The 20,406-nt window shown below is 68.5% G+C and carries 20 protein-coding genes; 13 read left to right on the top strand and 7 right to left on the bottom strand.

Features of this window, described 5'->3' with window-relative positions; genetic code table 11:
• Positions 1-87: 87 nt before the first annotated feature.
• Complete coding sequence (locus tag PGB34_RS09930) at positions 88-1,458, bottom strand: CHASE3 domain-containing protein (protein ID WP_271427918.1); 1,371 nt, start codon at positions 1,456-1,458, stop codon at positions 88-90.
• A gap of 176 nt (positions 1,459-1,634) precedes the next feature.
• Between PGB34_RS09930 and PGB34_RS09925 the strand changes: the two genes are divergently transcribed.
• Complete coding sequence (locus PGB34_RS09925; protein ID WP_271427917.1) at positions 1,635-2,267, top strand: response regulator; 633 nt, start codon at positions 1,635-1,637, stop codon at positions 2,265-2,267.
• 25 nt (positions 2,268-2,292) lie between these two features.
• Here PGB34_RS09925 and PGB34_RS09920 read toward each other — a convergent pair whose 3' ends face one another.
• Positions 2,293-2,736 (bottom strand): response regulator, encoded by a 444-nt coding sequence (locus tag PGB34_RS09920; RefSeq protein WP_271427916.1) that lies wholly within the window; start codon positions 2,734-2,736, stop codon positions 2,293-2,295.
• Positions 2,737-3,087: 351 nt separating this feature from the next.
• Between PGB34_RS09920 and PGB34_RS09915 the strand changes: the two genes are divergently transcribed.
• The gene (locus tag PGB34_RS09915) at positions 3,088-3,255 is read left to right on the top strand and encodes a hypothetical protein (RefSeq protein ID WP_271427915.1); all 168 of its coding nucleotides are present in this window, start codon (positions 3,088-3,090) and stop codon (positions 3,253-3,255) included.
• A gap of 30 nt (positions 3,256-3,285) precedes the next feature.
• Here the strand turns inward: PGB34_RS09915 and PGB34_RS09910 are convergent, their stop codons facing one another.
• The 3 genes from PGB34_RS09910 to gpmA all read right to left on the bottom strand — a co-directional run bounded on the left by PGB34_RS09910 (position 3,286) and on the right by gpmA (position 6,508).
• Complete coding sequence (locus tag PGB34_RS09910; RefSeq protein WP_271427914.1) at positions 3,286-4,062, bottom strand: HesA/MoeB/ThiF family protein; 777 nt, start codon at positions 4,060-4,062, stop codon at positions 3,286-3,288.
• Between the two features lie 104 nt (positions 4,063-4,166).
• Complete coding sequence (locus PGB34_RS09905; RefSeq protein WP_271427913.1) at positions 4,167-5,621, bottom strand: S41 family peptidase; 1,455 nt, start codon at positions 5,619-5,621, stop codon at positions 4,167-4,169.
• A gap of 143 nt (positions 5,622-5,764) precedes the next feature.
• Entirely contained in the window at positions 5,765-6,508 is a 744-nt protein-coding gene (gene gpmA / locus PGB34_RS09900) for a 2,3-diphosphoglycerate-dependent phosphoglycerate mutase (RefSeq protein WP_271427912.1), read from the bottom strand.
• Positions 6,509-6,578: 70 nt separating this feature from the next.
• Here gpmA and PGB34_RS09895 point away from each other — a divergent pair, with 70 nt between their 5' ends.
• From PGB34_RS09895 to PGB34_RS09880, 4 genes are all read left to right on the top strand, one after another.
• Positions 6,579-6,986, top strand: a complete 408-nt coding sequence (locus tag PGB34_RS09895; RefSeq protein WP_271427911.1) for a rhodanese-like domain-containing protein — start codon at positions 6,579-6,581, stop codon at positions 6,984-6,986.
• Between the two features lie 49 nt (positions 6,987-7,035).
• Positions 7,036-7,296, top strand: coding sequence for a glutaredoxin 3 (gene grxC, locus PGB34_RS09890; protein WP_271427910.1), 261 nt, complete (start codon positions 7,036-7,038; stop codon positions 7,294-7,296).
• A 139-nt stretch (positions 7,297-7,435) separates the two neighbouring features.
• On the top strand, positions 7,436-7,897 hold the full coding sequence (secB, locus tag PGB34_RS09885; RefSeq protein WP_271427909.1) for a protein-export chaperone SecB: 462 nt from the start codon (positions 7,436-7,438) through the stop codon (positions 7,895-7,897).
• Positions 7,898-7,997: 100 nt separating this feature from the next.
• The gene (locus PGB34_RS09880) at positions 7,998-9,014 is read left to right on the top strand and encodes an NAD(P)H-dependent glycerol-3-phosphate dehydrogenase (protein WP_271427908.1); all 1,017 of its coding nucleotides are present in this window, start codon (positions 7,998-8,000) and stop codon (positions 9,012-9,014) included.
• Positions 9,015-9,018: 4 nt separating this feature from the next.
• Here the strand turns inward: PGB34_RS09880 and PGB34_RS09875 are convergent, their stop codons facing one another.
• Entirely contained in the window at positions 9,019-9,816 is a 798-nt protein-coding gene (locus PGB34_RS09875; protein WP_271428255.1) for a segregation and condensation protein A, read from the bottom strand.
• A gap of 136 nt (positions 9,817-9,952) precedes the next feature.
• Positions 9,953-10,156 carry a DUF3460 family protein gene (locus tag PGB34_RS09870; RefSeq protein ID WP_271427907.1) on the bottom strand — a complete coding sequence of 68 codons (204 nt, stop codon included), beginning with the start codon at positions 10,154-10,156 and terminating at the stop codon, positions 9,953-9,955.
• 78 nt (positions 10,157-10,234) lie between these two features.
• On the opposite strand from PGB34_RS09870, the gene PGB34_RS09865 reads away from it, so the two are divergent.
• From PGB34_RS09865 to selB, 7 genes are all read left to right on the top strand, one after another.
• Positions 10,235-10,726: an outer membrane protein assembly factor BamE gene (locus PGB34_RS09865; RefSeq protein ID WP_271427906.1), complete on the top strand. Its 492-nt coding sequence runs from the start codon at positions 10,235-10,237 to the stop codon at positions 10,724-10,726.
• Positions 10,727-10,849: 123 nt separating this feature from the next.
• Positions 10,850-13,915, top strand: a complete 3,066-nt coding sequence (gene fdnG / locus PGB34_RS09860; RefSeq protein ID WP_271427905.1) for a formate dehydrogenase-N subunit alpha — start codon at positions 10,850-10,852, stop codon at positions 13,913-13,915.
• An 11-nt stretch (positions 13,916-13,926) separates the two neighbouring features.
• Positions 13,927-14,895, top strand: coding sequence for a formate dehydrogenase subunit beta (fdxH, locus tag PGB34_RS09855; RefSeq protein WP_271427904.1), 969 nt, complete (start codon positions 13,927-13,929; stop codon positions 14,893-14,895).
• The gene (locus tag PGB34_RS09850) at positions 14,879-15,616 is read left to right on the top strand and encodes a formate dehydrogenase subunit gamma (protein WP_271427903.1); all 738 of its coding nucleotides are present in this window, start codon (positions 14,879-14,881) and stop codon (positions 15,614-15,616) included. The genes fdxH and PGB34_RS09850 overlap by 17 nt, the downstream gene beginning before the upstream one ends.
• A gap of 134 nt (positions 15,617-15,750) precedes the next feature.
• Positions 15,751-16,692, top strand: a complete 942-nt coding sequence (gene fdhE / locus PGB34_RS09845) for a formate dehydrogenase accessory protein FdhE (RefSeq protein ID WP_271427902.1) — start codon at positions 15,751-15,753, stop codon at positions 16,690-16,692.
• Positions 16,689-18,119, top strand: a complete 1,431-nt coding sequence (gene selA / locus PGB34_RS09840) for an L-seryl-tRNA(Sec) selenium transferase (RefSeq protein WP_271427901.1) — start codon at positions 16,689-16,691, stop codon at positions 18,117-18,119. Before fdhE ends, selA begins: the two co-directional genes overlap by 4 nt.
• A complete protein-coding gene (gene selB, locus PGB34_RS09835) occupies positions 18,116-20,398 on the top strand; it encodes a selenocysteine-specific translation elongation factor (protein ID WP_271427900.1) in 2,283 nt (760 codons plus the stop codon). Before selA ends, selB begins: the two co-directional genes overlap by 4 nt.
• Positions 20,399-20,406 lie beyond the last annotated feature (8 nt).

Raw genomic sequence — 20,406 nt, 5'->3', positions numbered from 1 at the left:
AATTCAATGTAGGCGGCGCTGGGGCGCGCAGGTGTCAGCAGCGTCGATGCACGGCCGTAGGAAAGCCGCCCGCGCGCCCGCCGAGATTCAACTCGCGCCCGGTGCGCGCGCGGAGCCCGGCGCGTGCGCCGGCAGCATGGCCTGCAGCCGCGTGCCCGTCCCCTCGGAAGACTGGATCAGCAGCTTGCCGCCGGCAGCCTCCACGCGGTGGCGCATGCCGGCCAGCCCATGGGTGGACGGCCGCACGAACTGGGTGTCGAAGCCTTTGCCGTTGTCGCTGACCTCCACCGTGACGTGGTTGTCGTAGTTCTTCAGCACCACCGCGGCCTCGCTGGCCTGGGCGTACTTGCCGATGTTGGTGAGGCTTTCCTGGACCATCCGGTAGATGCTGAGCTGCCGGCTTTCGTCGAGGTTCACGTTCTCCAGCACCATGTCCACGCGCACGCCAGAGCGGTCGCTGAACTCGCGGCCCAGGATCTCGAGCGAGGCGACCAGGCCCAGGTTGCTCAGCGAGGAGGGGCGCAGGTCCTCGATGATGCGGCGCTTGAGCGCGATGCCGGAGTTCAGCAGCTCGGTCAGGTGCTGCAGGCGCTGCACGGCATCGGGTGCATCGGCCAGGCGGGACTTCAGGCGCGCCACGTCCAGCTTGGCGGCCGTGAGCAGCGCACCCAGTTCGTCGTGCAGCTCGCGCGCCAGGAAGCCGCGCTCGGTCTCGCGCACGTCCTGCAGGTGGGTGGCCAGCTCGGCCAGCGAGGCCGTGCGCTCGCGCACCTCCTGCTCCAGCAGGTTGCGTTCACGCTGCAGGGCCTGCTGCTGGCGCTCGTTGGCCGAGCGCAGGGCCTCGCCCTGGCGCAGGTACAGGAAGAAGGCCAGCAGGCCCGCGGCCACCACCAGCGCGATGCCCACGCGCGAGAGCAGCATCGAGCGTGCGATCTGCTGCTGTGCCTGGCTCAGCGAGTCGTTGCTCAGCTTCACCAGCTTGGCGCTTTCCTCGCGGATGCGCACCATCTCCTCGCGGCCCACGTCGGTGGTCAGCACGAAGCGCGAGGCGTCCTCGTTGCCCGAACTCACCAGGCGCAGGCTCATGTCCATTTCCGCCAGCTTGCGCGACAGGTGGTTGGACAAATTGGCCAGGCCCTGCTGCTCCAGGGGGCGGCCTGCGGAAAGCTCGCGCAGGCGCGCCAGGTGCAGATCGATCTGCTTGATCGCGTTGTCGTAGGGCTCGCGGTAGATCGCCTCGCTGGTGAGCATGTAGCCGCGCTGGCCGGTCTCGGCGTCCAGCACGTTCTGTTGCAGCATGGTCACGGCGAAGCGCGCCTGCTGGGCGCGGCTGATCTCGGCCAGCGCGCGGCTCGACTGGCGGTAGCCGGTTTCATTGATGGTCAGCAAGGTGCCCGCGGCCAGCAGGCCCAGCACCAGGCTCCATGCCAGTTTGGAAGCGAGCCAGCGTCTCAGCATTGCACTGCTTTCATGAATAATGGTCGGCGTGCAATTCTGAGCCTCTGGCCGCGCGCACCGCATCGCGCGATGCGGCGCGGCACGGGGCGGCAAGGTGGCAGGGAGCAGTCAAGCGGTTCCTGTGAGTCGTCGGGCAGCCTGGCTGGCCGGCACGGGGCAACAAAGGGGGAGTACCCATGATCAGAGTCGGCATTGTGGATGACCACGCCATCGTGCGCGGCGGTCTGCGCCAATTCTTTTCGGAACATGTGGACCTGCGCGTGGCCGGGGAGGCCAGCACGGGCCGTGAGGCCATCGAGCTGGTGCGCACCACGGAGCTGGATGTGCTGGTGATGGACCTGTCCATGCCCGGCCAAAGCGGCATCGATGCGCTGGCGATGATCCGCGCCAAGGCGCCGGATGTCGGCATCCTGATCCTCAGCGCCTATCCGGAAGAGCACTACGCGATGAGCCTGCTGCGCCAGGGCGCCAGCGGCTACCTCAACAAGGACTGCGAGCCCATCGAGATCGTCAACGCGATCCGCACCATTGCGCTGGGGCGCCGCCACATCACGCCGGCCGTGGCCGAGCTGCTGGCCCGCCAGTTGGACCGCAAGGACAACGCCGCGCCGCACGAACAGTTGTCGGAGCGGGAGTTCCAGGTCTTCCTGAAGCTCGCACGCGGAGAGACGGCGGGGGAGATTGCGCAAACCTTGTCACTCTCGGTCAAGACGGTGAGCACCTATCGCACACGGCTGATGGAGAAGATGAACCTGTCTTCCAACAGCGACCTCACCTACTACGCGCTGAAGAACAAGCTGATCGACTGAGCTGCACGGCCGCTGCTGCGGCTCATCAGGCGGGCGCGGCGGGTTCGGCGCCCGAGCGGGGCGTGTCCATGGTCGGGGGTGCGGCATGGGCCAGGCAGTAGTCCACCAGGCCGTCGATCTCGTTGGATTTGTCGAACACCGCGTCGGCGCCCAGCTCCAGGCAGCGCTTGCGGATGTCCGGGGTGGCGTAGTTCGTCAGCACCACCACTTTCTGATGCGGACCGCGCCGCGTGCAGGCCTGCAGCACGCCCAGGCCGCTGCCCTGTTTCAGGAACAGGTCGATGATGGCCAGATGCCAGTCGCCGCCGTGCTGGTCCAGCCACCCGCGCGCCTCATCCTCACCTTCCGCAAAGCCCACCACGTGGATGGCCGCGAGTTCTTCGAGCGTGCCGACGAGGTTCTCGCGGATGGTCCGGTTGTCTTCGACAAGGTATGTATTGAGGCGCGCCTGCTCCACCGCGATCACCATGTTGCTTGCTCCCTTCGCTCCGACCGGGCCCACGGATGGTCACCGGTCTGGCCTGCATTCTTTGCAGATGCAAGCGATCGTATGTTCGGCCCCCGGCCCGCGGGTGCAAGCCCCTGGGGCCTCTTTCTGTAGGTGGGTGCCTACGACCTGCGGCGGGTGCTGCAGGGGCGCGGGCGGCCCGCAGGAACCAATGGCGTAGGCAAATGCGCACCTCACTCAGGTGTGCTTGATGACGTGTGCGGGCGCTGACTGCGGTTAAGTTCAGCGTGTGGCATGGGCAGGCGTGACAGGTGTTTCTGCATGAAACAGTACGCGCCGCCCGCACAACGCAAGTCCAAACCGAGGAACAACATGAAGAAGGGGTTGGCGCAATACCTGATCGCAGCCGTGCTGGTGCTGCTGGCCGCGATTGCCGTGATGCAGGGCGATCCTGCACTGGCCGGCCTGGGCTGGGTGCGAGCGGCCACCGAAGTGGCTGCGCCCGCAGGCCCGCCGGAGGCGACGCCGGTTCCCCATTGAGTCCTTTTTGAAGGGATTCTTCGGCGCTGCTCAGCCGCCGACTGCGGCCGTGGGCGCCGGGCGATGGCCGCACACGCTGCAGTGCGCGTCGCGCGCCACCCGCACCGTGTCGAAGCGGCTCTGGCGGCCGTCGAACATCAGCAGGCGCCCGCTGAGGCCGCCATCGATGCCCGCCAGCAGCTTCAGCGCCTCATGGGCCTGCAGCGTGCCCATGGTGCCCACCACCGGGGCGAAGACACCCATCACCGCGCAACGGGTTTCCTCGAACTGGGCCTCGCGCGGGAACAGGCAGGCATAGCAGGGCGCCTGCGGGTCGCGCAGGTCGTACACGCCCAGCTGGCCGTCGAAGCGGATCGCGGCACCGGCCACCAGCGGCTTGCCATGGGTTACGCAGGCGGCGTTGACGGCCTGGCGGGTCAGGAAGTTGTCGCTGCAGTCCAGCACCACATCCGCCTGCGCCACCCATTCGTCCAGCAGCGCCTCGTCGGCCCGTGCCTGCAGCGCCTGCACCGTGATCCGCGGGTTGATGGCCCGCATGGCCTGGGCGGCAGATTCCACCTTGGGCTGGCCCACGCGCGCGTCGGCATGGGCGATCTGGCGCTGCAGATTGGTCAGGTCCACCGCGTCGTCGTCCATCAGCGTGATGCGGCCCACGCCGGCCGCGGCCAGGTACAGCGCGGCTGGCGAGCCCAGGCCGCCGGCGCCAATGATCAGCGCGTGGCCGGCACTGACGCGGGCCTGGCCGTCGATGCCGAACTCCTCGAGCAGGATGTGGCGCGAATAGCGCAGCAGGTCGTGATCGTCCATGGCGTGGTGCCCCCTGGCGCGCGGCGGCGGTTGCGGCCCAAAGCGACATCGGCCTGCGCAGGGCAGGCCGATGGGCGGTGAGGGCCTGTCGCCGCAGCGGGCCTTTAGTTTTCCTTGTTGCTGCCTTCCTTTTCCTGCTTGTTCTCGACGATCACCTGCGTCTTGCTGGCCAGCACCGGCTGGCCCTTGAGCTGGTTGAGCGCCTGAACCAGGGGGAAGTCCTTCTCGGAGCCGAATTCGGGCACCTTGCGGTCCTGCGGCGGCTTCTTGGCTTCTTCTTCAAGGCGCTTGCGGGCCTCGTCGCGCGCCTTCTCGCGCTCGGGGTCCTTCACCTCGGGGCCCTGTCCGCTGGACAGGTGCTTCTCCAGATCGGCCTCGCGCATGCGCAGCGCGGCATAGGGGCTGCCCTCGGCGGTCTCGTCGATCAGCACGTTGGGCACGATGCCGCGCGCCTGGATCGAGATGCCGCTGGGCGTGTAGTAGCGCGCCGTGGTGATCTTCAGGCCCGTGTCGGGGCCCAGCGGACGGACGGTCTGCACCGAGCCCTTGCCGAAGGTCTGGCTGCCCATGAGTGTGGCGCGCTTGTGGTCCTGCAGCGCGCCGGCCACGATCTCGCTGGCCGAGGCCGAGCCTTCGTTGACCAGCACCACCAGCGGCACCGTCTTGAGCGCCGCGGGCAGGCCGCGCAGCGGGTCGCTGCCCGAGCGGCGCTGGTAGTCGGCCGGCGTGGCCTTGTACACCTGCTTGCTCTCGGCCAGCTGGCCATCGGTGCTGACCACCGTGACGTTGCTGGGCAGGAAGGCGGCCGACACGGCCACGGCAGCGTCCAGCAGGCCGCCCGGGTCGTTGCGCAGGTCCAGCACCAGGCCCTTGAGGTTGGGCTCTTCCTTGTAGATTTCCTCGATCTTCTTGACGAAGTCGCTGACCGTGCGCTCCTGGAACTGCGACAGGCGCACCCAGGCATAACCCGGCTCGATCACCTTGCCGCGCACCGACTGCGTGCGGATTTCCTCGCGCGTGATCGTGACGGGGAAGGTCCGGCTCTCGTCCTTGCGGAAGATGGTCAGCAGCACCTTGGTGCCGGCCTCGCCGCGCATGCGCTTGACGGCGTCGTTGAGCGACAGGCCCTTGACGGCCGTGTCGTCGATCTTGGTGATCAGGTCGCCCGGCTTGAGGCCGGCGCGGAAGGCCGGCGAGCCCTCGATGGGCGACACCACCTTGACCAGGCCGTCTTCCTGCGAGATCTCGATCCCCACGCCGACGAAGCGGCCCGAGGTTCCTTCGCGGAATTCCTTGAAGGCCTTCTTGTCGAAGTACTGCGAGTGCGGGTCCAGTCCGGCCACCATGCCGCTGATGGCATCGGTGATCAGCTTCTTCTCGTCCACCGCTTCCACATAGTCGCTCTTGACCATGCCGAACACGGCGGCCAGTTGCTGCAGCTCCTCGAGCGGCAGCGGGGCCGTGGCGCCGCGTGCCACTGTCTGGAGCGAGACGGTGGTCAGCGCGCCAGCGAAGGCACCGGCGGCCACCCAGCCTGTGATCTTGAGTTTCTGACCCATGGAAATCCTTCCGGGGAGCGCTGTGCGCACCCAATGTGCACCCAATCTGCGCAATATACGTCGCTTGGAACCGGCAAAAGGCTCCGGGTTCCGTTTCCTGGCGGACTCGGCGGCTTTTTGTCCTCTTGGCCCGGCGCGTTCGCTCAGGCCTTGCCTTGCGAGGCCACGGCCGCAGCGGCCTTGGCCGCCGCTTCCGCATCGCCCAGGTAGTAGTGGCGCAGCGGCTTGAGGTCGTCGTCCAGCTCGTACACCAGCGGAATGCCGTTGGGGATGTTCAGGCCCACGATGTCGCTGTCGGAGATGCCGTCCAGGTATTTGACCAGCGCGCGAATCGAATTGCCGTGCGCCGCCACCACGATGCGGCGGCCGGCGCGGATGGCCGGGGCCATCGACTCGTTCCAGAAGGGCAGCACGCGCGTCACCGTGTCCTTCAGGCATTCGGTCAGCGGGATCTGCTCGGGCGTCAGCTTGGCATAGCGCACGTCGCTGCGTTCGCTGCGCGGGTCGGTGGCCTCCAGGGCTGGCGGCGGCGTGTCGTAGCTGCGGCGCCAGACCAGCACCTGCTCGTCGCCGTACTGCTTGGCCATGTCGGCTTTGTTCAGGCCTTGCAGCGCGCCGTAGTGGCGCTCGTTCAGGCGCCAGCTGTGCACCACCGGCAGCCAGGTGCGGTCCAGCTCGTCCAGTGTGTGCCACAGCGTGCGCGTGGCGCGCTTGAGCACGCTGGTGTAGGCCACGTCGAAGTCATAGCCCTCGGCCTTGAGCAGCCGGCCGGCCTGCTTGGCCTGCTCCACCCCGGTCGGGGTCAGGTCCACGTCGGTCCAGCCCGTGAAGCGGTTTTCGAGGTTCCAGGTCGATTCACCATGGCGGATCAGCACCAACTTATGCATGGAGGCCTTTGCGTGTCTTTGGATAAAGGGCGCATTTTAGAATCGCCGGTTTTCGCCACCGGATTCGCACGTGAAATTCATCCTCGACAACTGGGTCCTGATCCTGATCGCCTTGAGCTCGGGCGGTATGCTGGCCTTTCCGGCGCTGCGCGGGGCGGGGCAGGGCACGCTCACGGCACAGGGTGCCGTTCAGTTGATCAACCGCGAAAAGGCCGTGCTGGTGGATGTGCGCGATGCCGAGGAATACGCCGCCGGCCATGCCGTGGGCGCGCGCAGCGTTCCGCTGGCCGACCTGGAATCGAAGCTGGCCTCGGTGGTCAAGAACAAGACGGTGCCGGTGCTGCTGATCTGCGGCAGCGGCACGCGGGCACGCGGCGCCGTTGCGGCGGCCAAGAAGCTGGGCTACGAGAACGCGCAGGTGATCGCCGGCGGCATGCGCGGCTGGGCCGACGCGAATCTGCCGGTGGAAAAGGCGTAAACCGCCCCCATCTGCCCCGGATCGCCACTTCTTCTTTCGGAGACCGAGCATGCAAGCCGTCAAGATGTACACCACCGCCGTGTGCCCCTACTGCATCCGCGCCAAGCAGATCCTCAAGGCCAAGGGCGTGGATCAGATCGAGGAGATCCGCATCGACACCGACCCGCAGGCCCGCGCGCAGATGATGGAAATCACCCAGCGCCGTACCGTGCCGCAGATCTTCATCGGCGACACCCACGTGGGCGGCTGCGACGACCTGATCGCCCTGGACGGCCGCGGCGGCCTGGTGCCCCTGCTCAGCGGCGCCTGAGGCGGCGCGCGGCGCCCTGGCCGGAGCTGTCAACGGCCGGGGCCATAATGTCCAGTTCCTGTTTCCGTCCGCCTGCCTGGGCGAGCGCCTTTTCGGTCGCTTCCCGGCTGCAGGCCCTGTTCTGACCTGAAAGAAAACCATGGCCGACCAACAAGCCGCAGACCCCGTGTTCCAGATTCAGCGCGTCTACCTGAAGGACCTGTCCCTGGAGCAGCCCAACTCGCCGGCCATCCTGCTGGAGCAGACCCAGCCCACCGTCGACATCCAGCTCGGCGTGGAAGCCCAGAACGTCGCGGAAGGCATCTTCGAGATCGTCGTGTCGGCCACCGTGCAGACCAAGATCGAAGACCGCACCGTGTTCCTGGTCGAAGCCAAGCAGGCCGGCATCTTCGAGATCCGCAACCTGCCCGAAGACCAGATGGGCCCGATCGTGGGCATCGCCTGCCCGCAGATCGTCTACCCCTACCTGCGCGGCAACGTGGCCGACGTGGTGCAGCGCGCCGGCTTCCCGCCCGTGCACCTGGCGGAAATCAACTTCCAGGCCATGTACGAGCAGCAGCAGGCCCAGGCCGCTGGCCAGACCCCGGCCAACGCCCAGTAACCATCCACCCGACTGCCACGGGCGGTGACCATGTGCCAGGAGGCTCCAGCTTCCGGCCCATGCGCCGCCCGTTGCCGTCTTTGCAGGCACTGAAAGTCTGATGCGCATCTGCGTTCTGGGAGCCGGTGCCTGGGGCACCGCGATGGCCATGGCGGCCGCCGCCGGCGGCGCAGCCCATGAAGTGCGGCTGTGGGCGCGCGACCCGGCGCAGGCCGCCGCGATGGCCCAGGCGCGCGAGAACACGCGCTACCTGCGTGGCATCGCGCTGCCGCCAGCGCTGCACGTCGTCTCGGGTGCCGTGGCCGATGCGGTGGCCGACGCCGACCTGCTGATCCTCGGCGCCCCCATGTCGGCCCTGCGTTCCACCCTGCAGGCCTTGCAGGCCCTGCCTTCGCCGGCCGCGCCCCTGGCCTGGCTCTGCAAGGGCGTGGAGCCGGCCCATGCCGAGGGCGCACAAGGCCTGCTGGCCCATGAAGTGCAGGCCCAGGTGGCGCCGCAGTTGCGCTGCGGCGTGCTCAGCGGCCCCAGCTTTGCCCAGGAGGTTGCGCGCGGCCAGCCCACGGCGCTGGTGGCCGCCAGCCCCGACGCCGCGCTGCGCGCGCTGCTGGTGCAGGCCTTCCATGGCCCCTCGTTGCGCGTCTATGCCAATGAAGACATCGTCGGCGTGGAAGTGGGCGGTGCCGTCAAGAATGTGCTGGCCATCGCCACCGGCCTGGCCGACGGCCTGCAGCTGGGCCTGAATGCGCGCGCCGCACTCATCACGCGCGGCCTGGCCGAGATGACGCGCTTCGGCCTGGCCCTGGGCGCGCGGCCCGAAACCTTCATGGGGCTGTCGGGCCTGGGCGACCTGGTGCTCACGGCGACGGGCGACCTGTCACGCAACCGCCGCGTCGGCCTGCTGCTGGCCGAGGGCCGCACGCTGGCCCAGGCCGTGGAATCGCTGGGCCACGTAGCCGAAGGCGTCTATTGCGCCCGCACGGTGGTGCAGCGCGCGCGCCACCTGGGGGTGGACATGCCCATCGCCGAAGGCGTGGTGGCCGTGCTCGATGGACGCCTGGCGCCGGCCGATGCCGTGCGATTGCTGATGGAGCGCGAGCCCGGCGCCGAATTGGGCTGAAGGCTCAGGCTGGGGAGTAGGCCAGGCGCACGTAGATCGGCGCAAAGGCTTCGGCCTGCGTGATCTCGACCAGCGTTTCCTTGGCCAGCTCCAGCATCGCGATGAAGGTCACGACCAGCACCGGCACGCCGCGCGAAGGATCGAACAGCGCCTCGAACTCCACGAAGCGGCGGCCCTGCAGCATGCGCAGCAGGTAGCTCATGTGCTCGCGCACCGACAGCTCTTCGCGCGAGATCTTGTGGTGCTGCACCAGCTTGGCCCGCTTGAGGATGTCGGCCCAGGCGCCCTGCAGGTCGGCCAGACTCACTTCCGGGAAGCGCGGCTGCAGCGACTGCTCGATGTAGACCTGGGCCTTCCAGAAGTCGCGCCCATAGGTGGGCAGGGCGCTGATGGCGGCGGCCTGCAGCTTGGCCTGTTCGTATTCCAGCAGGCGGCGCACCAGCTCGGCACGCGGGTCTTCGGCCTCTTCGCCCTCGGCCGTCTTCTTGGGCGGCAGCAGCATGCGCGACTTGATCTCGATCAGCATCGCGGCCATCAGCAGGTACTCGGCCGCCAGCTCCAGGTTGCGCGTGCGGATCTCGTCCACATAGGCCAGGTACTGCCGCGTGAGCCCGGCCATCGGAATGTCGAGGATGTTGAAGTTCTGCTTGCGGATCAGGTACAGCAGCAGATCCAGCGGCCCCTCGAAGGCCTCCAGGAACACCTCCAGCGCGTCGGGTGGGATGTAGAGGTCGTTGGGCAGCGCGAACAGGGGCTCGCCGTAAAGCCGCGCCAGCGCCACCTGGTCGACGACCTCGGGCATGGCGGGCAGCACGGGTGCCTCGTCCGGGTCTTCCCTGTGGGAGCCGGACGCCTGGGTGCTGCTCATGAAGGCCTGGGCAAGAGAATCAGGAACCAAAGGGCCGGGCCGCGTGCGCGCGTGCAGGCGGCCGCGGCGCTCAGCCGTGGGTCTGGTAGACGTAGGGCTGCTGGGCGACTTCGCCGGCGGCCATCTCGGTCTGCGCCTGGCGGTCGATCTGCTTGTCCCACAGCAGGGCGCGGCCGGCGCGCTGTTCGGCCTCCAGCGTGGGCTTTTGCTGGCGCATCTGTTCGATGAACTGGGTCGCGTCGGAGGTGTAGTGGGGGCGGGCGAAGAAGGGCATAGACTCTTTCGTGAGGCGCGGATTTTAGCGACCGCGACAGCAGCGATGAAAAAAGCAATTCAGGGATTGAGCCGTCGAATGACACTGTGGGCCGCCATCAGCGCAGCGCTTGCGGGCCTGGTGGCCTGCGACCCGCAGCGCATCCGCGAACTGGAAGAGGGTGTCTCGACCGAGGCGGACGTGCGCGCCCGCTTCGGCGAGCCCGAGGCGATCTGGGACGCCGGCCCCGAGGGCCCGCCGGGCCGCGTCTTCGAATACAACCGCCAGCCCGCGGGCCAGAAGAACTACATGATCACCATCGGCGCCGACGGCAAGATGGCCGCGCTGCGCCAGGTGCTGGCGCCGGCCTACTTCGCGCGCGTGCAGCCGGGCATGCCGATGGAGGAGCTGCGCAAGCTGCTGGGCAGGCCGGCCAAGGTCACGCCCTATGCGCTCAAGCGCGAGACCGAATGGGAATGGCGCTGGGTGCAGGCGCCCAACAGCGACATGGTGTTCACGGCCGTGCTCAACGAGCAGCAGTACGTGGTGCGCAGCGGCTCCACACCCGACCGCCGCGCCGAGGCCCCGTAGGACGGCGCCGCGCCCGCCGCGGCAATACCGCAGCAAAGCCCTCTGACTAAGGGGGGACCCGATGCTCTCTTGGCGGGACCGGTTCCTAGAATGACCGGACCACCCCATCAAGAGGGACCCACGATGCAACTCTCACGTCGCCAGTTCATGAAAGTGACTGGCTCCACGCTGGCAGGCTCGAGCCTGGCGTTGATGGGCTTCTCGCCCGCCACCGTCCTCGCGGAAGTGCGTCAGTTCAAGCTGGCTTCGGCCACGGTCACGCGGCAGACCTGCACCTACTGTTCGGTCGGCTGCGGCATCCTCATGTATTCGCTGGGCACGGGCGGCAAGAACGCCAAGTCGTCGGTGATCCACATCGAGGGTGATCCGGACCACCCCGTCAACCGCGGCACCTTGTGCCCCAAGGGCGCGGGCCTGCTGGACTTCATCAACAGCCCCAACCGCCTGCTGTACCCCGAATACCGCGCGCCCGGCTCCAGCGAGTGGCAGCGCATGTCCTGGGACGAAGCGCTCGACCGCATCGCCAAACTGCTCAAGGCAGACCGCGACGCCAACTTCCAGGCCGCCACGCCGGAAGGGCTCAAGGTCAACCGCTGGCTCACCACCGGCATGCTGGCCGCCTCGGCCTCCAGCAACGAAGCCGGCTACATCACCCACAAGGTCGCCCGTTCCTGGGGCCTGCTCGCATTCGACAACCAGGCCCGTGTCTGACATGGCCCGACGGTGGCAGGTCTTGCCCCGACGTTTGGCCGTGGAGCGATGACGAACCATTGGGTCGACATCAGGAACGCGGACGTTATCTTGATCATGGGCGGCAATGCCGCCGAAGCCCACCCCTGCGGCTTCAAGTGGGTCACCGAAGCCAAGGCGCACAACAAGGCGCACTTCATGGTGGTGGACCCGCGCTTCAACCGCTCGGCCTCGGTGGCGGACTTCTACGCGCCCATCCGCTCGGGCTCGGACATCGTCTTCCTCGGCGGGATCATCAATTACCTGCTGAGCAACGACAAGATCCACCACGAGTACGTCCACAACTACACCGACTTCAGCTTCATCGTCCGCGACGACTACCAGTTCGTCGACGGCATCTTCTCGGGCTACAACGAGGAAAAGCGCAGCTACGACAAGAAGAGCTGGGACTACGAACTCGGTGAAGACGGCTATGTGAAGACCGACCCGACGCTGCAGCACCCGCGCTGCGTCTACCAGTTGCTCAAGCAGCACTACGCCTCCTACACGCCCGAGAAGGTCGAAAGCGCCTGCGGCACACCCAAGGCCAAATTCCTGCATGTGTGCGAGAAGTTCGCGTCCACGGCCGTGCCGGGCCGGGCCGCGACCATCATGTACGCGCTGGGCTGGACGCAGCACTCCATCGGCTCGCAGATCCTGCGCTGCGCCGCCATGGTGCAACTGCTGTGCGGCAACATCGGCGTGGCCGGCGGCGGCATGAACGCGCTGCGCGGCCACTCCAACATCCAGGGCCTGACCGACCTGGGCCTGCTGTCGGCCAGCCTGCCGGGCTACCTCACCCTGCCCAATGAGACCGAGCAGGACTACGCCGGCTACATCGCCTCGCGCACGCAAAAGCCGCTGCGCGCCAACCAGATGAGCTACTGGCAGAACTACCCCAAGTTCCACGTCAGCCTCATGAAGTCCTGGTTCGGCGCTGCGGCCACGGCCGAGAACAACTGGGCCTACGACTACCTGCCCAAGCTGGACAAGCAGTACGACATGCTGCAGTACGCCCAGCTCATGAACGAGGGCAAGGTCAACGGCTACATCGCGCAGGGCTTCAACCCCGTCGCGGCGCTGTCCAACAGCACCCGCGTGCGCGACGGCCTGGCCAAGCTCAAGTTCCTGGTCATCATGGACCCGCTGGCCACCGAGACCTCGGAGTTCTGGAAGAACTTCGGCGAGTTCAACGACATCGACACGGCCTCGGTGAAGACCGAGGTGTTCCGCCTGCCCACCACCTGCTTCGCGGAGGAGGAAGGCGCCGTGGTCAGCTCCTCGCGCGTGCTGCAGTGGCACTGGAAGGCGGCCGAGCCCCCGGGCGAGGCCAGGACCGACGTGGCCATCATGTCGCAGCTGCACCTGCGCCTGAAGGCCCTGTACCAGAAGGACGGTGGAGCCTTCCCCGACCCCATCCTCAACCTGGACTGGAAGTACGCGCACCCCGCGCACCCCAGCTCCGAGGAGCTGGCCAAGGAGTACAACGGCAAGGCGCTGACGGACCTGCTCGACCCCAACGATGCGACCAAGGTGCTGCGCCCCGCGGGCCAGCAGGTTTCGGGCTTTGGCGAGCTGCGCGACGACGGCAGCACGGCCTCGGGCTGCTGGATCTATGCCGGCGCCTGGACGCAGGCCGGCAACCAGATGGGCCGGCGCGACAACGCCGACCCCACGGGCATCGGCAACACGCTGAACTGGGCCTGGGCCTGGCCGGCCAACCGGCGCGTGCTCTACAACCGCGCCTCGGCAGACCTGAAGGGCAAGGCCTTCAACCCGCACCGCAAGCTGGTCGAGTGGAACGGCCGCGCCTGGACGGGCGCCGACGTGCCCGACACGGGCGCCGCCATCGCGCCCGAAACCGGCAACGGCCCCTTCATCATGAACCCCGAGGGCGTGGCCCGCTTCTTCGCGCGCAAGGGGCTCAACGAAGGGCCTTTCCCCACGCACTACGAGCCCTTCGACACGCCGCTGGGCTTCAACCCGGTGTATCCCAAGAACGCCAAGGCCACCCATTCGCCGGCGGCCCGCGTGTTCAAGGACATCTGGCCCACCTTCGGCAAGGCCGCGGAGTTCCCGCACGTAGGCACCACCTACCGCCTGACCGAGCACTTCCACTACTGGACCAAGCACTCGCTGGTCAACGCCATCACGCAGCCCGAGCAGTTCGTCGAGATCGGCGAGGGCCTGGCCAAGGAGCTGGGCATCGTGGCCGGCGACCGCGTGAAGGTCAGCTCCAAGCGCGGCTTCATCAAGGCCGTGGCGGTGGTGACCAAGCGCATCAAGGCGATGAGCATCGAAGGCAAAAACGTGCACCACGTGGGCATCCCGATCCACTGGGGCTTCAAGGGGCTGACCAAGCCCGGCTTCCTGGCCAACACACTGACGCCGTTCGTGGGGGATGGCAACACCAACACCCCCGAATTCAAGACTTTCCTAGTGAAAGTCGAGAAGCTTTAAAGGGGCGCACGATGTCTTTGCAATCCCTCGATATCAAGCGCCGTTCCGCCACCACCACGCCCTCGCCGCAGGCGCGAGAGCCCCACTCGGGCGAGGTGGCCAAGCTCATCGACGTGTCCAAGTGCATCGGCTGCAAGGCCTGCCAGACCGCCTGCATGGAGTGGAACGACCTGCGCCAGGAGCCCGGCCACACGGTGGGCGTGTACGACAACCCGGCGGACCTGACCGAGAACGCGTGGACGGTGATGAAGTTCACCGAATACGAGAACGAGGAATCGGGCAACCTTGAATGGCTGATCCGCAAGGACGGCTGCATGCACTGTGAAGACCCGGGCTGCCTCAAGGCCTGCCCTTCGCCGGGCGCCATCGTGCAGTACAGCAACGGCATCGTGGACTTCCACGAGGAGCACTGCATCGGCTGCGGCTACTGCGTGACCGGCTGCCCCTTCGACGTGCCGCGCATCTCGCAGAAGGACAAGAAGGCCTACAAGTGCACGCTGTGTTCCGACCGCGTGGCCGTGGGCCGCGAGCCCGCCTGCGTCACCACCTGCCCCACCGGCGCCATCATGTTCGGCACCAAGAAGGCGATGAAGGACCAGGCCGCCGACCGCATCGCCGACCTGAAGGAGCGCGGCTTCCAGAACGCGGGCCTGTACGACCCGGCCGGCGTGGGCGGCACGCACGTCATGTACGTGCTGCACCATGCCGACAAGCCGGCGCTGTACTCGGGCCTGCCCAAGGAGCCGAAGATCAGCTCCATGGTGGCCGTGTGGAAGGGCATGGCCAAGCCGCTGGCGCTGGCGGGCATCGCGCTCACGGCGATTGCCGGCTTCTTCCACTACACGCGCGTGGGCCCCAACGAAACCACCGGCGAAGAGGAAGCCGATGCCGACGCCCAGGCCCTGGCGCGCCGCGAGGCCGCCGGCGTGCCGCCCAGTGCCGACCATCGCCCGGAGGTGCGCCATGAGCAGCAAGCCTGAACGCCCCACCGCGAAGGACTTTTCCGTCGCGCACGAGCGGCCCGTGATCGAGCGCTACACCCCCAACGAGCGCAGCCACCACTGGGTGACCGCCATCACCTTCGTGCTGCTGGCGCTGTCGGGGCTGGCGCTGTTCCATCCCTCGATGTTCTGGCTCACCCACCTTTTCGGCGGCGGCCCCTGGACGCGCATCCTGCATCCCTTCATCGGGATCGTGATGTTCCTGTCCTTCATGTTCCTGGTCATCCGCTTCTGGCGCCACAACATCCTTGAGCCGCGCGACCGCCAATGGATGAAGCAGATGGGCGACGTGGTGAACAACCGCGAAGAACGCCTGCCGCCCGTGGGCCGCTACAACGCGGGCCAGAAGCTGCTGTTCTGGGTGCTGGTGCTCTCCATGCTGGGGCTGCTGCTCACCGGGCTGGTCATGTGGCGCGCCTACTTCAGCCACCTGTTCCCCATCGGCGTGATCCGCATCGCCTCGCTGCTGCATGCCTTCTTCGGCTTCGTGATCATCTGCTCGATCATCGTGCACATCTATGCCGCGCTGTGGATCAAGGGCGCCGTGCAGGCCATGACGCGCGGCACCGTGAGCTACGCCTGGGCGCGCAAGCACCACGCAGCCTGGTACAGCGAGGTGGTGGCGCGTGAAGAGCAACTTGCGCGTGAGCGCCGCGGCGGCAGGGACGTCAGCCGCGACACGCAGGCACCGCCGGCATGAGCAGCAAGCGCAGCAGGCGCGCGCGAGCCGCCTGCGAAAGCGCTGGCATAGACTGAGGCGCAAGCGCCGGGTTCGCCCGGCGCTTTGCTTCCTGCCTTCCTCTTCCTGTTTTCCTTCTTCATTCAGGCCGACCCGTGCAACGCATCCTCCAGCCCGGTGACATCGAAGCCCTAGACCGCGTGAGCTTCCCGCGCGTGCGCCTGCCCCAGCCAGCCACGCTGTTCCAGGAACGTGCCGCGCGCCTGGCGCAACTGGCCCAGGACAGCCCCATCGCCGACTACCTGCGCTTTGCGGCGCGCGTGGTGCAGGCCCAGCACCAGCTCGCCCTGAAGGCACCGGCTGCGGACGCACCCAGTGAAGAAGCGGTGCAGCGCGCAGGCGCCAGCGGCATGCCGCTGCTGCCGGCTTCAGAGCCGCTGCCTGAAGGCTGGCAGCAGACGCTGCGCGAGTTGCTGGCCCTGCTGGGCGCCGATGCCGCCGTGCCCGCGCCGCTGGCGCCCGTGATGGCCCAACTGGCCGCGCGCGACGATACCGCGCTCAATTCGCTGGCCCGCCAGGTGCTGGCCGAGAACGTGGCGCGCGAAGACATCGCCACCGCCCCGCTGCTCATGGCCGCGCTGCAGGTCGTGTTTGTGCAGCGCGCCGCGGCCGTGGGCGCGCACCAGGCGCCCTACACCGAGCCCGCCACCATCTGCCCCGTGTGCGGCAGCGCGCCCGTGGCCAGCGTGGTGCGCATCGGCGGCAACATCGCCGGTCATCGCTACCTGCACTGCGGCCTGTGCGCCACCGAATGGCACATGGTGCGCGTCAAGTGCAGCCACTGCGAATCGACCCGCGGCGTGCGCTACCAGGGCGCCGAAGACGCGCAGGGCAAGATCGGCGAAGTGGTGCAGGCCGAGACCTGCACCGAATGCCACACCTACCGCAAGATCGTGAGCCAGGAAAAGGACCCCTACGCCGAGCCCCTGGCCGATGACCTGGCCAGCCTCACGCTCGATCTGCTGATGGGTGAGACCGAGTTCTCGCGCGCCAGCGGCAATCCGCTGCTGGTGATTGAAAAGCCGCTGGCGGTATGAGCGATTCAGTGCCGCTGCGCCTGCCTTCGGTGGACCGCGCGCTGGCCACCGACGCCATGCGCGCCCTGGCCGCGCAGTACGGCCACAGCGCATTGGCAGATGCCTTGCGCGGCGAGTTCGACGCGCTGCGCCCCCAGGCCCTGGCCGGCACGCTTGGCGCTGCGGCCATCGAAGACAGCGCCCTGCATGCGGCCTGCGAACAGCGCCTGCAGGCCCGCTTTGCGCCGCGCCTGCGCAGCGTGTTTAACCTTACGGGCACCGTGCTGCACACCAACCTGGGCCGCGCGCTGCTGCCCGACGAAGCCGTGCAGTCCGTCATGCGCGCGCTCACCGCGCCGGCCAACCTCGAATTCGACCTGGCCAGCGGCGGCCGTGGCGACCGCGACGGCCTGGTCGAAGACCTGCTGTGCGAGCTGACCGGCGCGCAAGCCGCCACCGTGGTCAACAACAACGCCGCCGCCGTGCTGCTGATGCTCAACACGCTGGGGCAGGGGCGCGAAGTCATCGTCTCGCGGGGGGAGCTGGTGGAGATCGGCGGCGCCTTCCGCATCCCCGACATCATGGCCCGCGCGGGCGCGCGGCTGGTCGAGGTGGGCACCACCAACCGCACCCACACCAAGGACTACGCCCAGGCCATCGGCGAGCACACGGCGCTGCTGATGAAGGTGCACACCAGCAACTACGCCGTGAGCGGCTTCACCAAGAGCGTGAGCGAATCCGAGGTGGCCGCCATCGCCCATGCGCGCAGCCTGCCGCTGGCCGTGGACCTGGGCAGCGGCACCCTGGTGGACATGGCGCAATGGGGCCTGCCGCGCGAGCCCACCGTGCGCGACATCGTCAACGCGGGCGCCGACGTGGTCAGCTTCAGCGGCGACAAGCTGCTGGGCGGCCCGCAGGCCGGCCTCATCGTCGGCCGCAAGGAACTCATCGCCACCATCAAGAAGAACCCGCTCAAGCGCGCGCTGCGCGTGGGCAAGCTCACCCTGGCCGCGCTGGAACCGGTGCTGCGCCTGTACCTGCAGCCCGAGCACCTGGCCGCGCGATTGACCACGCTGCGCCTGTTCACACGCCCGCAGGCGGCCATGCGGCAGCAGGCCCAGGCGCTGCTGGCGCCGCTGCAGACTGCCGTGGGCGACGCATACACCGTGGAAGTGGCCGGCATGAGCAGCCAGATCGGCAGCGGCGCCCTGCCGGTGGACGTGCTGCCCAGCGCCGGCCTGCGGCTGCGCCCGGCCGGCGCGCGCCAATCGGGCCGCCAGCTCGCGCGGCTCGAAGAAGCCTTGCGCGGCCTGCCGCGCCCCGTGATCGGCCGTGTGGCCGAGCAGGCGCTGTGGCTGGATCTGCGCTGCCTGGAGGCCGCGGAGCAGGTCGTTTTTGAAGCGCAGCTGCCCGCGCTGCAACGCGCGCTGCAGGCCCGCCCCGCATGATCCTCGGCACCGCCGGCCACATCGACCACGGCAAGACCACGCTGGTGCGCGCGCTCTCGGGCGTGGACACCGACCGGCTCAAGGAAGAAAAGGCGCGCGGCATCTCCATCGAATTGGGCTATGCCTACATGCCCGTGCCGCCGCAACCGGGCGCGCCCGCCGCAGGCGATGACGCCGACGCGGCGCAGCAGGTGCTGGGCATCATCGACGTGCCGGGCCACGAGAAGTTCGTCCACACCATGGCCGCCGGTGCCTCGGGCATCGACCACGCGCTGCTGGTGGTGGCCGCCGACGACGGCGTGATGCCGCAGACGCGCGAGCACCTGGCCATTGCGCTGCTCTTCGGCATCCGCCAGGGCACCTTGGTGCTCACCAAGTGCGACCGCGCCGACGCCGCGCGCATCGCCGCCGTGAAGGCCGAAGTGGCCGCGCTGCTGGTCGGCACGCCGCTGGCGGGCGCGCCCATCTTCGAAACCGCCATCGCCCCCGGCTTTGCTCCTCTCCCCCCTGGGGAGAGGCTGGGAGAGGGGCAGCACGCCGATGACGCTTCGCAGCAAGGCGTGCAAGCCCTGCGCAACCACCTCTTCGCCCTGGCCCGCCAGCAACACGCACGCCGCCGCGATGGGCTGTTCCGCCTGGCCGTGGACCGCGTGTTCACCCTGGCCGGCCATGGCACCGTCGTCACCGGCACCGTCTTTGGCGGCCAGGTGCGCGTGGGCGAGGCTTTGACCCATTCGGCCAGCGGCCAGACCGTGCGCGTGCGCAGCCTGCATGCGCAAAACCGCGCGGCCGAGCAGGGCAGCGCGGGCCAGCGCGTGGCGCTCAACCTCACGGGCCTGAGCAAAGAGGCCATCGCGCGCGGCGACTGGATCGCCGACGCGCGCGTGCTGCAGAGCGCCACGCGCATCGACATCCGCCTGCGCCTGCTGCCAGACGCCCCCGCGCTCACGGCCTGGACGCCGCTGCACGTGCACCTGGGCGCCGCGCACCGCCAGGCCCATGCCGTGACGCTGCAGGGCGACAGCATGGCGCCCGGCACCGAAGCGTGGGTGCAACTGGTGCTGGATGCCGGTGTGCCCATGTTCGTGGTGCCCGGCGACCGGCTCATTTTGCGCAACGCCCAGGGCACGCGCACCGTGGGCGGTGGCGTGGTGCTCGATGCGCAGGCGCCCGAGCGCCGCCGCCGCAGCGCCGAGCGCATGCAGTGGCTGGCCGCCATGGATGCGCTGGTGGTGAACGCGGGCGAGCACGGCCGCACCGATGACGACGCCCTGCGCGCGCTGCTCGATGCGGCGCCCGCGGGCCTCACGCGCAGCGGCTTGGCGCGGCTGCTGGGGCGCCTGCCCGCGCCCGACTGGGCCGGTGCTGAAGTGCCCGTGTTTGCGCTGGGCCAGCCTGGCATCGTCGGCGGTACTGCATCCACCGCAGACATCGGCGGCAGCGCCGATCTGCTCTGGCTTTCGCCGGCCGCATGGGCCCAGGTGCGCGAGCGCGTGCTGGGCGCGCTGGAGCGCCACCATGCGCGCGCGCCCGACGAGCCCGGCCTCAACAGCGCGCGGCTGCAGCGCATGGCCTTTCCCTCGAGCGCGGCCGCGCTGCAGTGGGCGCCAGGTTCGTCATCAGCTTCTTCTTCATCGCGCCTGAGCGCCCAGGCCGGCCTGCCCGGCTGGGCCGCCTGGCTGGCGCAACTGGTGGAAGAGGGTGCCATTGCGCGCACCGGCCACTGGCTGCATCTGCCCGGCCACAGCGTCAGCCTGAACGAGGCCGAACGCGCGCTGGCCGACCGCCTGCTGCCCCTGCTGGCCGAAGGCGGCAACGACCCGCCATGGGTGCGCGACCTGGCCAAGGCCAGCGCCACGCGCGAAGACGCCGTGCGCGAACTGCTGCGCAAGCTGGCGCGCACCGGCCAGCTCTACCAGGTGGTCAAAGACCTGTTCTACCCCGCAGAGCGCATCGCCCAACTGGCCGCCGCCGTGGCCCGGCTGGCGGCGCAGGCACACGTCGACCAGCAAGCCGCCACCCGCATGCCTGCGCGCCGCGGCGCCCTGCCGCCGGGCGCCGTGGAGGCGCGCCTGTTCCGCGACGCCACCGAACTGGGCCGCAAGCGCGCGATCCAGATCCTCGAATTCTTCGACCGCGTGGGCTACACCCGCCGCGTGGGCGACGCCCACCTCGTGCGCCCTCACACGCACTGGAGTGCCGAAGGCCCCGTCACCGGCTCTGGCGATGCTTCCACCGCCAATGCTGCCGGCACCCCCGCAGCCCCTTCTTCATCATGAACCAAGGA

It is taken from the genome of Xenophilus arseniciresistens (genome assembly GCF_028023875.1).
Classification (GTDB): Bacteria; Pseudomonadota; Gammaproteobacteria; order Burkholderiales; family Burkholderiaceae_C; genus Xenophilus; species Xenophilus arseniciresistens.
Note: the sequence above shows the minus strand (reverse complement) of the source record. Positions and strands in the feature narration are given on the sequence as shown.